Origin of the sequence: Sphingopyxis sp. OPL5 (genome assembly GCF_003797775.2) — a bacterium.
Taxonomy (GTDB): domain Bacteria; phylum Pseudomonadota; class Alphaproteobacteria; order Sphingomonadales; family Sphingomonadaceae; genus Sphingopyxis.
This window is the reverse complement of record NZ_CP060725.1, coordinates 2517289-2530274: the sequence shown is the minus strand read 5'-3', so window position 1 is coordinate 2530274 and position 12986 is coordinate 2517289. Positions and strand designations below refer to the sequence as shown.

Annotated in this window: 13 protein-coding genes; 8 read left to right on the top strand and 5 right to left on the bottom strand. The window is 63.4% G+C overall.

Translation table 11 applies throughout. From position 1 onward, the window contains the following. The first annotated feature begins 12 nt into the window (after window positions 1-12). The gene (locus EEB18_RS12110) at window positions 13-660 is read left to right on the top strand and encodes an SOS response-associated peptidase (RefSeq protein ID WP_187139576.1); all 648 of its coding nucleotides are present in this window, start codon (window positions 13-15) and stop codon (window positions 658-660) included. 24 nt (window positions 661-684) lie between these two features. Here EEB18_RS12110 and EEB18_RS22740 read toward each other — a convergent pair whose 3' ends face one another. Next, window positions 685-810 carry a hypothetical protein gene (locus EEB18_RS22740; protein ID WP_262407914.1) on the bottom strand — a complete coding sequence of 42 codons (126 nt, stop codon included), beginning with the start codon at window positions 808-810 and terminating at the stop codon, window positions 685-687. A 506-nt stretch (window positions 811-1316) separates the two neighbouring features. Between EEB18_RS22740 and EEB18_RS12105 the strand changes: the two genes are divergently transcribed. The 6 genes from EEB18_RS12105 (at window position 1317) to EEB18_RS12080 (ending at window position 8031) form a co-directional block, all read left to right on the top strand. Beyond that, window positions 1317-2069: a LuxR family transcriptional regulator gene (locus EEB18_RS12105; protein ID WP_262407913.1), complete on the top strand. Its 753-nt coding sequence runs from the start codon at window positions 1317-1319 to the stop codon at window positions 2067-2069. A gap of 97 nt (window positions 2070-2166) precedes the next feature. Next, on the top strand, window positions 2167-2793 hold the full coding sequence (locus tag EEB18_RS12100; protein ID WP_187139577.1) for an acyl-homoserine-lactone synthase: 627 nt from the start codon (window positions 2167-2169) through the stop codon (window positions 2791-2793). After that, window positions 2790-3611, top strand: coding sequence for a phytanoyl-CoA dioxygenase family protein (locus tag EEB18_RS22735; RefSeq protein WP_262407912.1), 822 nt, complete (start codon window positions 2790-2792; stop codon window positions 3609-3611). The genes EEB18_RS12100 and EEB18_RS22735 overlap by 4 nt, the downstream gene beginning before the upstream one ends. 175 nt (window positions 3612-3786) lie before the next feature. After that, window positions 3787-4416 (top strand): RNA polymerase sigma factor, encoded by a 630-nt coding sequence (locus EEB18_RS12090; protein ID WP_316248971.1) that lies wholly within the window; start codon window positions 3787-3789, stop codon window positions 4414-4416. Next, a complete protein-coding gene (locus EEB18_RS12085; RefSeq protein WP_187139578.1) occupies window positions 4413-5402 on the top strand; it encodes a FecR family protein in 990 nt (329 codons plus the stop codon). The genes EEB18_RS12090 and EEB18_RS12085 overlap by 4 nt, the downstream gene beginning before the upstream one ends. Before the next feature lie 97 nt (window positions 5403-5499). After that, the gene (locus tag EEB18_RS12080) at window positions 5500-8031 is read left to right on the top strand and encodes a TonB-dependent receptor (protein ID WP_187139579.1); all 2532 of its coding nucleotides are present in this window, start codon (window positions 5500-5502) and stop codon (window positions 8029-8031) included. Window positions 8032-8063: 32 nt separating this feature from the next. Here EEB18_RS12080 and EEB18_RS12075 read toward each other — a convergent pair whose 3' ends face one another. Beyond that, a complete protein-coding gene (locus tag EEB18_RS12075; RefSeq protein ID WP_187668995.1) occupies window positions 8064-8525 on the bottom strand; it encodes a hypothetical protein in 462 nt (153 codons plus the stop codon). Between the two features lie 18 nt (window positions 8526-8543). Between EEB18_RS12075 and EEB18_RS12070 the strand changes: the two genes are divergently transcribed. After that, a complete protein-coding gene (locus EEB18_RS12070; protein ID WP_187668994.1) occupies window positions 8544-10241 on the top strand; it encodes a prolyl oligopeptidase family serine peptidase in 1698 nt (565 codons plus the stop codon). Window positions 10242-10246: 5 nt separating this feature from the next. Here the strand turns inward: EEB18_RS12070 and EEB18_RS12065 are convergent, their stop codons facing one another. From EEB18_RS12065 to EEB18_RS12055, 3 genes are read right to left on the bottom strand one after another with little or no spacing between them, the layout of a single operon-like run. Beyond that, window positions 10247-11992 (bottom strand): asparagine synthetase B family protein, encoded by a 1746-nt coding sequence (locus EEB18_RS12065; protein ID WP_187139581.1) that lies wholly within the window; start codon window positions 11990-11992, stop codon window positions 10247-10249. Further along, window positions 11989-12690 carry a lasso peptide biosynthesis B2 protein gene (locus EEB18_RS12060; RefSeq protein WP_187139582.1) on the bottom strand — a complete coding sequence of 234 codons (702 nt, stop codon included), beginning with the start codon at window positions 12688-12690 and terminating at the stop codon, window positions 11989-11991. Before EEB18_RS12060 ends, EEB18_RS12065 begins: the two co-directional genes overlap by 4 nt. A 55-nt stretch (window positions 12691-12745) precedes the next feature. Beyond that, window positions 12746-12886, bottom strand: coding sequence for a hypothetical protein (locus tag EEB18_RS12055; protein ID WP_187139583.1), 141 nt, complete (start codon window positions 12884-12886; stop codon window positions 12746-12748). Window positions 12887-12986 lie beyond the last annotated feature (100 nt).

Genomic DNA, 12986 nt, shown 5'->3' with positions numbered 1-12986 from the left:
GGGACCGCCGCCATGTGCAATCTCGTGACCCTCAAGGCTTCGGTCGCCGAAGTGGCCTCGGCATTCGGCGCGCGGCGGCCGCTCACCAATGCGCAGCCCGGAGAAGTCTATCCCGGCGGACAGGGCTTCGTGGTCCGCGAGGATGCGGGCACGCGCGCCCTCCAATCGATGACCTGGGGCTTCCCGGTCCGGCTCAAGCATATGAAGCCGACAAGCAAGCCCAAGCCCGTCAACAATGCCCGCGACGACAAGCTGATGACCTTCTGGCGAAGCTGGTTCACCAATCCCGCGCAACGTTGTCTCATCCCGATCACGGCCTTCGCCGAGGCCGAAGGCGAGAAGGGCAAAATGACGCGCACCTGGCTCCGCGTCGCCGACCAGCCGCTCGCCGCCTGTGCGGGATTGTGGCGCCCCACCGACGAATGGGGCGACTGTTATACGATGGTGATGGTCGACGCGACCGAGGAGCTTTTCGACATTCACGACCGGATGCCGGTCATCCTTCATGCCGCCGATCATGATAGCTGGCTGCAAGCATCGGCTGAGGAGGCGATGAAGCTCGTTACCCAATATCCGGCAAGCCGGCTGGAGGTCGAGCGGTCCGACGTGCCCTGGTTCAGCCGCAAGGCCCAGAGCGTGGATACCGCCACTCTCCTTTGAGAATCCGGATCGTGCGGCAATGCGTCACCCGCCGAACAGCGACCGGATCGCGCCGACGAGTCCGGCAAGGAAGGAGCCGCCGACCAGCGCGGTGGCGAACCAGAATTCGATCGCCAGCGCACGCGACTTCCCTTTCGGTTCCCGATCCATTGGACCCTCAATGCCATGGCCAGACAATGTAGGACAGACCCCGTTGCTCCGTTCGCGATGTGACAAAACCTCTGACTCATCGCAATTCAGTTAGAGCGTTTGTCACATGCAACCGTCCGCGATTCATGGGCAAGGCTGCCGGTTTGATGATCGCGAAATCAAAGCAAGATCCTTGTCGTCGGTAAAAGGCCAAGGGACGATCATCAACCATGTGCGTCGGCCCGTTTCGAGGCCTGTCGCGGTCCGGTCCAGAATGTGGCCCATTGGTGTCAATCTGGGTCCAATTGGTACACCAAGCCGCTTTATCGTCTCATTTCCTGTTGTTACACCGAAGATGCGATCGGCATTGCAGGAATGGCTGTGACAACAGCGGCCCACCGCAATGCGAGGACCATCGCGCAGCTTGTCCATCTTCATTGTTTCCCGGAGAGGAACCGGGAGCGATGAGCCATGGAGCGGATCGCGGGCGGACGGGTCGGGACCGTGCCGGCGGCCGATGAATCGACGTGAAGCATTTTGATCTGACGGAGGAACTCGCACACGATATATCAGGCGCCGACAAGGAGGAGCGGCTCTTTGCCGCCTTGTCGAACGCCGCCAGGCGCATGGGGTTTGATCTTTTCGCGCTCGCCTTCGATCGCCGCGGCGCCGACGAAGCCGCATCGATGCTCGTGCATAATTATCCCGACGCCTGGGCGAATGTCTATGTCGGCTTTGACCTCAGCGGCACCGATCCGATCCGGCGCGCCGGCGAACGCTCCATGACGGGTTTCCAATGGCGCGATGTCGATCAATATATCCCGCTCTCCCTCGGCGACCGCCAGTTGCTAAAGGTCGCCCGCGAGAGCGGTATCGGCGACGGATTCACGGTGCCGCGGCACTTGCCGGGCGAAGCCACGGGCAGCTGCTCCTTTGCGGTTGCTCCCAATGGCAATATCCCTGTCGAGATGCTCCATGCCGCCGAGATCGTCGGCGCGGTCGCGCTCGCCTCGGCGCGGCAGCTTATCGGTACAGGCTCCTACACCCGGAGAGCGGTGCTGACCGAGCGACAGCGCGAATGTGTGCTCTGGTCGGCCCGCGGCAAGACCGCCGGAGAGACCGCCGGCATCCTCGGCATCAGCGAAGAGACCGTGGTCCGTCATCTCAAGATCGCGCGCGAGCGCTATTCGGTGCCTTGTCGACAAATGCTGATCCTCTGCGCCCTGTTCGACGGGGTCATCGGCTTTTCGGACGTTTACGACTGGTGGCGGCCGCTCTGACGAGGAGCAGAAAAGCGCACAAAGATTGCCCAGAAATGGGCATAGTCGTCCCGCGGGATTGATGGTCTGATTCCGGCACCACAGCCAAGGAATCATCATGATCACTCAATCCACGCGGGCGCATGACGCGCCCGGGAATGCATCCCTTCGCGCCATGTTCGCGGCCCGAAAGCAGGTCTTCATCGACAAGTTGCAATGGGATTTGCCCGCCCTCGATGGCCGCTTCGAGCTCGACCAGTTCGATACGCCGGACGCGCGTTACCTCATCCTGCTCGATCCCGATGATCTGCGCCACCGGGCTTCGGTGCGACTGCTGCCGACAACGGCGCCGCACCTTCTCGGCGATGTCTATCCGCAGCTTTGCGCCGACGGCCCCCCGTCCGGCGAAGGCGTGTGGGAGATCAGCCGCTTCTGCCTCGACCCCGCGCAAACGCCGGCCGAGCACCGCGACGCGCGGAACCAGTTGGTCACCGCGCTCGCAGACTACGCGCTGCATCATGGCATAAGCGAATATGTCGGCGTCGCCGAAGCTGGCTGGTATCACACGATCAGCAAATTCGGCTGGACATGCCGCACGCTGGGTCCAGTCCACCGGGATGGCGCGTGCCGGATACTCGCCCTCAGCATAGCTGTCGACGAGGACACGCTCCCCGGGTTGCAGCGCACCGGCACCTACGCGCCGCTTGTCCTCAAGTTCGAGGAAAGCGGGGAGCCGGGGCTATGAAAAAGGATCTGACCGAAGCCGATCTTCCTGGCCTGCTCGTCGATGAGCTGCGCCACAAAGGCTACTGCATCATGCGCAACGAGGCGATCGGGCGCGTCCATGCGCTCGCGAGGGATCTCGAACCCATCTTTGCTGCGACGCCCTTTTGTGAAGGCAATTTCTATGGTCGCCGCACGAAACGGTTCGGCAGCCTGCTCAAAAGGTCGCCGCATATGGCCGATCTGGTGCTTAACCCGATCATCCTTTCCGCTGTCGAAACGATCCTCGGGACCGGCTGCGACCGGATCCAGCTGAATCTCACCCAAGCGATCGAAATCCATCCCGGCGAGGTACGGCAGTTTCCGCACCGCGACCACGATATGTGGCGCGGCGCGGACGGCACCCAGGAATATCTGGTCAATGTGCTGTGGCCGCTCACTCCGTTCACGAAAGACAATGGCGCCACACGTATCTTTCCGGAGAGCCACGGCGTAAAAGGGATGGCGAAATCCTGTTCCTCGCCATTGCCGAACGCTCATCGAACAGCGAGATCGTCGCGAGCATCGCCGCGATCGGTGACCGGCTTCAGCTATCGCGGCAATTCGACGCGACGATCCTCGCCGATGTGGAAGCGGAGGTCGAAGCGATCGCAATCGCCGTCGCCGATGCCGAGCCGCAGGCGCAGGTTCGCAATCTCATGCTCCGCTATCACGAGCGGCGCGCGCATGAAGCGGCGAACTACGCCCGGACGCTTGCCGGGCATCCAGGCCGCCAGCCCTGAGCATCAGCAGCCATCGGGTGACGCTTTAGCTTGTCACAGACGTCCAGAATTGACATGACTCCACCGCGCAGGAGCATCGCTGGCAGCTCCTGCGCGGAATATTTCGCCAGGCATTATATGCGCCAGTCCCCATACGGACCGGCGGCCCAACCGGACCATGGATCGCGCGAGCGACCGAACGGCGGCACAGCACTGGGAGCGAGATATCCGGCCGCGGCTGGAAGGTCCTGCTCGTGCCTCCGGGATTATGTGTCGTGTCTTCCTGTACCTGCGGCGACCGCGCCCCGCCGCGCCACCCTTTTTCGGTGTCTTCAGCGTGCCACGCGCATCCGGACGATCGCCCACTCTCAGTCGAAGAGCGGTCTGGAGGCGCGCATGATCTCGACGCGGCGTATCGAGCGCATCGGACGTCGCTTTTTCATTTTCTGCGCCGCAAAGCGGGACCGGAGGAAGCCCCCGATCTCGTTCAGGAAGTCTTCGCGCGCGCAGCGGGCAGCGAACAGCGCCACCAGCTCGTCAACCCGGGTGGGTTTCTTCGCCGCATCGCCCAAAATCTCCTGATTGATCGCGCGCGGCGCCAGAAGTCCGCGCGGGCGACCTTCTTTCCGCTTCGCGAGGAGTGCGACGGGGCAACGCCTGCGGCGCAGGAATGGAACCTTGAAGCGGCGGACTTGCTGCGATTGTACGAAGCCGCCGTTGACGCCATGCCGCCAAAAACGCAGCGCATTTTCCTGATGCACCGGGTGGACGAACTCAGTTATCGCGAGATACACGAGCTGCTTGGCATCAGCATCGCGACGGTAGAATATCATATGATGAAAGCGCTCGGTCGAATTTCAAAGGTGGTGGACGGCGGCCGATGACCAGCACAAGCGGCGGCGACTATCCCGTCGATGAGGTGGCCCAGGCGTGGCTGATCAAGATGCGCGGCGAGGAAGCCGGCGCGCTGCGCGGCGAGTTTGAAGCATGGCTCCTCGCATCGGCCGATCATGGCGAAGCCTATCGCCGCGCCGAACGCCGCATGGCGGCCTTGGCGGTTCTCAAAACATCACAGCGCCACGGAACAGGCCATACCGAAGCGCGGCGGGGCCGGGTTCGCAGCTGGCTGCCGTGGGGCGCTGCCGCGACCGCAATCGCACTCCTGATTGTAGCAATCGGGGCTGGAGGCGCCTCCCTTCCCGGCCAGCCCGGCAGCGCCTCGATCGCGCGCGCCGCCGAACCCCTGATTACGCAGCGCGGCGAGATCCGCACGTTCCGGCTTGCCGACGGCTCGAGCGCGACGCTCGATACCGACAGCCGCCTGGACGTCGCATTCGGGGACGGAGACCGCACCGTCCGCCTGATCAAGGGCCGGGTCCGTCTTTCCGCCGCCAGACAGGATATCCCGCTTCATATTGACGCGGGGCGAGGCACGACAATCGCGAACAATGCCGAGATCGATCTGAGCCTCGACGAGGCAGGAACGGTCAGCGCGGTCCTCCGGCGCGGCGAAGCCGCACTGCGCGCAGACGCGAAAGTCGGCCCGGCGACGGCGCTGTCACAGGGAAAGACGCTGACCTATCGGCGTGATGGCAAGTTGCAGCTCGAAGTTGCGCAGGCGTCTAGCATTCCCGCAAGCTGGCCCGAAGGCTGGGCGGAATATCGTTCGATAAGGCTCGACCGACTGGTTGCCGAGGCCAATCGCTATGCCGTCATCCCGATCGTGATCGACGATGGGACAAGCGCAGCGCTTGAGGTTTCCGGCCGTTTTCATCTTAGCGAGACCGATGCCTTCGTTGAACGGATCGCAAATCTGTTCGGTCTCAGAGTCGAACGCTCGCCGGACGCCATCCATCTGCGCCGCCGATAATTTTTCACCGCAAGACTAAGGGGCTCCCTTTCGCCCCGTCAACGCACCCCCACTGGCCGCCTGCCTGAAGCACGGCCGAGAATATGGGGGAGTGATAATGTTGAAAAAGTCCCGTTCGCTGGTAGCGCTACTGATCGGAAGTGCCGCCTGTCTCTCGCCGGCGGTGGCACTGGCAATGCAACAGCAGCGCCAGTCCTACGATATACCCTCCCAGGATCTCGGTGACGCGCTGCGCAGCGCCGCCAAGACCGCCAATGTCGAACTATATGCTTCGTCGCGCGATCTTGAAGGAAAGACAGCGCCGCCCCTTAAAGGCGAGCTGACGACGCGCGAAGCGATCGACGCGCTGCTGAAGGACAGCGGGCTCACAGCGAGGTTCGAAGCCGGCTCGGTCATCATTTCGCGGAGTGCAGTGGCGCCCTTGGCTGCTTCGAACGACGAACCCATCATCGTGACGGGTTCCCGAATTGCCGGCGTTGCTCCCGCCGCGCCGGTCATTCGGATAACCTCCGAAGATATTCGCAAAGCCGGCCAGAACGATCTCGGCGAAGTCGCGCGCAGCCTGCCGCAGAACTTCGGGGGCGGTCAGAATCCCGGCATCGGAAATGGACAGGGCGCGGGCAATGAAAATGCCAACGTCAACGGCGCCTCGACTTTCAACCTGCGTGGGATTGGTCCCAACGCGACGCTGACGTTGCTCAACGGCAATCGCTTCGCCTACACCGGCGTGTCATCGGTAATCGACGTCAGCGCAATCCCGGTGTCGGCGGTTGAACGTGTCGAAATCGTCGCCGACGGAGCATCGGCAATCTATGGCGCGGACGCGGTAGCAGGCGTCGTCAATATCATCCTGAAACGCGACTATGACGGTGCGTCTGCGATGGCGCGTGTCGGTGCCTCGACCGACGGCGGGAACGTCCAGCAACAATATGGTCTGCTCGGTGGCACGCGCTGGAGGTCGGGCGGCGTGATTGCCGCGTATGACTATAGCCGGTCGACCGCGATCTTTGCCGGGGACCGTTCCTATACCGGCGCCGCGAACCCGGCGAGCACCCTCTTTCCCACGCAACGGCGTCATTCCGTACTGATCAGCGGGCACCAGGCGCTCGGCACCAATGTAACGCTGTCGGCAGACATGCTGTACAAGAATAGCCGCAACCACGCGATAACGGGATTCACCCTCACTGCCGATCCGCGCACATCGGGGATTGACGCGGCGACTCGCTCGGAGATTTTCGGTGTTGCGCCGACGCTCAAAGTGGAAATGGGGGACGACTGGACTTTCAAGACCAGCGGCTTCTACGGCACGGATCGAACTGCCGGGGTGACCAAGCTATTCGCGGGCGGCGCCGAGATCGCGAGTTTCGACCGGCGCTTCTTCAACCGCAATCTCGCGGTCGAGGGAGGGTTTCAGGGGCCGCTGTTCGCGCTTCCAGCAGGCGATATTCGGCTTGCGATCGGCGCCGGAGCTCGGCGCAATCAACTAAAGACAGGCGGCGCGGTGGGCGATCTTGTGAAGCGGCGCGACGCGATCTTCGCTTATAGTGAAATTCATCTGCCGATCGCGGCCCCGGCCCAGGAATTGGCGGGGTTGCATCGAATTTCGCTCACTGGCGCGCTGCGCTTCGAGGATTATTCGGACTCCAAGGGTATCCTCACGCCCAAGCTCGGACTGGTGTGGGAACCGGTCGGCATGCTTCGGCTCGGGGTCTCGTGGGGCCGCTCCTTCAAGATGCCCACACTATTGCAGCAATATAGCGGCTACTCGGCCGTTCTCGCGCCCGCAGCACGGTACGGGGCCGGCCTCCCCGCCGGCGCGACGGTACTCTATGCCGCCGGGTCCGACAGCCGGATCGGTCCCGAGCGGTCGGAGAACTGGACACTGAGCGCGCAGATTACGCCTGCGGACGGTCTGGAAATTACCGCGGCCTGGTTCGACATCGATTATCGCGACCGCGTGGCAACGCCGTTCGCATCGTCGCTTGGCGCCCTCGACAATCCGATCTTCGCGGACTCAATCATCCGCGCGCCGACCGCGGCGTTTCAGGGCGAGATCATCAACGACGCCTTGCCTCCATTCCAGAATGCGAGCGGAGCGGCCTATGACCCGGCGAACGTTGTCGCCTTTCTCGATCTGCGCGATCGCAACATCGCTCGCCAGCGCTATCGCGGTGCCGACCTGTCGTTGCGCTACCGGATTTCCCTCGGCGGCGGCGACCTGACGCTCACCGCGGCGGGCACCCTGCTGCGCAGTCGCCAGCAACTCCGTCCCGACGCGCTAGTGACTCGGCTCGCTGGAACTCTCTTCCACCCAGCGCGCTTCCGCGCACGCGGCGGTGCGAGCTGGTCGACCGACCGCCTGTCGCTCTCGGCTTTCGTCAGCCATTCGGCAGCGATCACCGACGCGCGCCGGTCGCCTGCGGTGGCGGTGCGCGGCCTTACCACCGTCGATCTTAACGGCGAGGTCAAAGTCGGGCGTGGGACGCGCGTATCGCTCGCGGGGCTGAACCTCTTGAATGCGAAACCGGCGCCGATCGTGACGACTTCAGCCGCCGATACGCCCTACGATACGACGAGCTATTCTCCAGCCGGACGCTTCCTCGGCTTCACCGTGCGTCAGGAGTGGTGAGCATGGCTGCGAACCTCACGCTCGGCTATACGTCAGCGCTCACTTTTCTGCTTTCCGCGCCTGCCATCGCCATGGTCGGAAAGGCCGATGGAACGCCCGCCCTGAGGGCCGCGGTTCATGGAGAGGCAGCGCGACGCTGGACGCTCGCCGACCAGCTCACTGTGCCCCGGCTGTGGTCGATCGCGATCGCCGCCGACGGCAAAAGTGCCGCTTATGTGACGCGCGTCGCTGATGCCGTCAGCGACACGACGCTCGCACGGCTGACGCTGGTCGATCTCGAAAGCGGCGCAAGTCGCGAGTTGCTTCGCGCCCCCTGGATCGACCAGCTGCGCCGCATTCCGGGGAGCGCTGCGTGGAGCGCGTTGATCGACCGAGGCGATGGCGTGCAGCTCTACCGGATCGAGCCCGGAGGTCCAATCGAGCCGATCGTCACCCATCCGGCCACCGCGCGTTTCGGCGAAGTCGAAGACCGGATACTGCCAGGTTATGCTCATGGGCCACTGACGGTCGGGGTGCGCGCCTACAACTGGTCGCCTGACGGGCGCCGGCTCTTCTTCATCACGCTCGACTCCGCAAGCGACGAGCGCCAGATCCTGATCGATGAGAAGGTGAGCGAACAACGCGGATTGCGGCGACGACTGGGTCAGGCGACCGCGTCGCTTTATCTCCGTGCTCCCGACGGGAAGGTCACGTTGATCGCGCGCCGTCCGCGCAGCGACCGGTCGACTATCGCGTCGAAGGGCGATGTCATCTGGACGGGGGAAGAAGTTCAATATCCCGTCATGGAAGTTGACCGAGAAGGCATCGAACGACGCGTGACGATGGCCTGGTCGTTTGTCGAAGGCCGCGCTCGCGCGATCGCATCGACCCGTGACTATGTCTATTGGCAGATGAAGGGGCCGCGCGGTGGGCAATTGGCGTCCGATGGCCTTGGCGACACGCGCGAAATCGTCGAGATCGGCGAAGACGGACGACGGCACAGCTATGGCAGGTTCCCGTTCTCGATCGGCCACGGCGCTGCCTTCGGCGGCCTGTGGGCGCCCGACGGAAACCAGACAGTCGTTAACATTCGCGCACTTGACGATCCGCGCTTCGGAATCGGGGTGATCGACCGGCGGGGGGTGCGGCCCATATGGGGCGACGGCAGTCTCACGAAATGCGACTTCAACCCGACGCTCGCAATCGCGGCGTGCCTCGCCGAAGGGCAGACGCTGCCGCCGTCGCTCGTCACCGTCGATATCGCGTCGGGGCGGGTACGGACCGTCGCCTCGGTATCGCCTGAGCATGACAAGATTGCCCCCTTGCAGGTCACGCCGCGCAGCTGGACCAATCGCTACGGCCACAAGGTTACTGGCTATGTCGTCTGGCCGCGTGATTATGTGAAAGGCCAGCGCTATCCCGCCATTGTCGTCAATCATGGCAATGATGCCGACCAGCGCTTTGCGCTGCAGGACAATCAATGGGAATATCCCGTCCAGACGCTCGCCGAGCGCGGTTACGTCGTGCTTCTCATCAACGAGGCGAGCAGCCGGCTGAATGCCGACCTTCGCGCGGCCGAGCAGGCGTGGGGCCTTCAGGGAACCACGCTCCCGCCAGAGCGGATGCGGGAGCTGCTCTGGCTCACGGGCGCTGCAAGCTTCGAGGATGCCGTCTTTGAACTGGCCGACGAAGGCATTATCGATCGCGAGCGTGTCGGGATTGCGGGATATAGCCGCGGTTCGCAGCTGGTGAACGTGGCCATGACCCAGTCCCATGTGTTTCGCGCCGCATCTAGTGGCGATGGCGGCTTTCTCGAGCCCGCGATGGCGGCCGATATGCCGGACTATTATGTCGCGATCTTCGCGGGGCTGCCTTACGATCCGAAGGCGCTCCCCAACTATCTCGCGCTGTCGCCATCGCTTCGCGCGAGCAAGGCCTGCGGCGCGATACTTCAACAGATCGCGGCGCCTCATGTCGCGTCGATCGACTTCTATCGCGCGCTTCGTAAGGCCGGCGTTCCGGCCCAGATTAGTCTGTTCCCGGGCGAGGGCGCGGCATCAGACGAAACCCATGTCTTTCACATCCCGTCGAATCGCATGGCGGCGATGGAGGAAAATATCGCGTGGTTCGATTATTGGTTGCTCGGCAAACGCGATCGGGAGTCTCCGTTCGCGGAGCGCTATGCTAGGTGGGATGCAATGGCGGCGGCGCTACCGAATCGCTGCCGCTAGCGCGACTATTCAGCGGCGGTGCCGTCAGGCGATGCACCGCCACCTTCCCACCATCGTACCCATGTTTCGGCGGCGCAAAAGGTCAGGATGCGAAGATCGCGCCCATCGTCACGCCATACTCCCTCGCCAGCGCGGTCGATAAAGAGGGGATCGACAATTCCGGCATCGACAAGGCGCCCGCCGCGTAAGAGGTCCAGGGCCGCCGGCAGTTGTGCATCGAAGATACGGCGCAGAAACCCTTGCGGACTTCCCTTCGTCCGGCGGTCTGCGATCAGCGGCGGGAGGTCGACCGCAAAGGCCGCTCGCGCCACCGCGCGATCGCGGCCGCCCTGCACGGAATGCCAGGTCGGGATCGATAGGCACAGTTCGGCGATTGGTTGCGAGAGAAGCGGTGCGATCTGTGGCGCGCGCCGCTGCCGCGGGTAAAGCTCGACGCTCTTCTGTCCGCGAGCCTGCATTGCGACATAGGCTTTTTGACCTGGCAGCGCGCCAGGCGGTGCCGCGAGCCAGGGATGGCGATCATCTTCGGCGATCGCGGCAATGGCGGCTCGCGAGGTCAGGCCCATCAAGTCGAAGCGGATAAGGTGCGGTTCTCGGCGATCGCGGAGCCGGTGCCAGCCACGGCGGGCAACCTCGGCGATGGACGAACCAGTGAGATCGGTGAGGTCCCGCGCCGTGCGCCACGCACCTGGCGTTGGGCCATGCGCAATCAGCCGGTCGGCAAGAGGCGCAGCGCTGTGCATGTTGCAGAAGACATTGTCGCCGCCGTTGCCAGTAAAAAAGGCGCTAATCGGCTTGCAACGTTCCTCGTCTCGGTGAGTGGTCTCGATCGCCTGAAAGATCGGCAGTGCGAGCGGGACTGGAAAGTGCGGCAATGTCGGTTTGATTATATCGACCGTCGCGAGTTCGAAATTCGCTGTGGCGAGCGATGCGCCCAGCTTGAAAGCGAGCGCCTCGGCATAGCGCCGCTCGTCCCCTTCGGTGCCGGCCTCGACAAATGTGAGGAGCCGAAGCCCCGGCGTTCGCGGCATTGCAGCGGCTGCAACGATGCTGCTGTCGACCCCGCCCGAGACGCCGAGCAGTATGGAGTCAAAGCAGGTCGTCCATGCGCCCACCGACATTTTGACGGCCGCGCGCAAAGCGCCGACGTTGTCGGCGAAGCTGCTCCTGTAACGCCGTGGAAAATGGTCCCACGGCGACCAAGCAAGGCTGGTGCGCGTTCCTGTTTCGGTCACTGTCAGGCACTCGCCAGGAAGAAGCTCCTCAATACCGGCGATACCGGTTTGGCGGCCGAGGGCATCGATACTCGCGAACCACTTCGCAAGAACGTTGAAATTGACGGTGGCCCCGCCTGGTTTCGCAAGCTCGGTCATGTCGCTCGCGAGGCGAGTGATGTCCTGTTCATGGCGGACATAACAGGGCAGCAGGCCTGATGGATCGCGCATCACATGGACATCGCCGTTTTCGCTTTCGACGAGCGCAACATAGCCGCCCCAATAGTCGGTGAGTAAAGACGCGCCGCGCGTCGCGATTGCCTTAGCGATCGCATCTTCGTCTAGAACGAGAATGCGGCCGCAGGGGTGGTCACGACGGAAAAGATAGCCTGCTACGCAACCGCGCCTCCCAAGCGAGATCAACGGCACTCCGCTCCAGACGCGCGCGGAGCGACCCGCAAAACCAGTGGCGCCCTCGCGTTCGTCGATCGGAGCCCGGCCTTGAGACCCAATCTCGATCCGGACCCAGAAGCTCATGTGGCGACCAACGGGTGGAAGTTCTGTACACTCCCGAACGGGTCGCTCAGCACCAAGTCGCCAGACTGCAGCCAGCAATGCGCCGCGAACGGCAGCATTACGCCAATGACCAGGTCTGCGCCGATGCCGCGGCGCGCGAGCATTTTTCGCATTGCGAGCGCATTCGGGAGGCACTGGTCGGCAGCCGATCGGTAGCGCGCGGCAGCGCGGCAGGCGGCGGCAATCGCACGGCAGGCGTCGGGATCGAATGTGCAAGCCTCGGCAGGTTTCAGCAACTCAGCGAGTGTTTCTTGGCGCACGCGGCGGCGCGCAAGGCTTTGTTCGGCGAGCGCTTCAGCGACAAGCCACGGACGCGCGCGCGGTGGCGGCGCATCGAAAACGCTGCACGCAGGAGGGAACGGGAGGGGCGGGGGCGCGAGCGGCGCCCCAAGCTCTATGATACGTCGCTCATGCAGCCAGCCGATGTCGTCGTCATTTGCGGTCTCATCGCAAAAAGAAGCAAAGCGCTCGGCCCCCACCCCTTCGAGCAGAAAATAGCGGCTCGCGGTCAGGTCAAGGAACACATAGCGGGAGCCGATCAGGCGTACCCGCAATTGAGGGCGGATGCGCAGACCCGTGCGAAGCGATGCACGCGCTTCAGACCGTTCGATGCGAGAAAGAGCGTCCTTCGCCGCCAAATCGGTGATGATGGTACTCATGGGAATGGGCCGATCCGGTAGCGTGCGGCCCACAAGGAACCGCACGCCAGACGGATCAGTCGGCTGCCTGGATGCCGCCGCCGATCTTCCGCAGTCCGGTCTGGAAATCGAGCGGACCCTCGGGATCGACGCCCCGGGTTTCGATGCGTGCGTCGCCGAGATCGACGAGGCCAGCTTCATGTTCGACGTTTTGCATGGCATTTCCTCTCTTCAAGATGCGACCGAGATGAGTCGCAATCCGAAGCTATGCGTCCATGAAAATGCCATCCATTTTATAATCCAATTATTATCGGCCG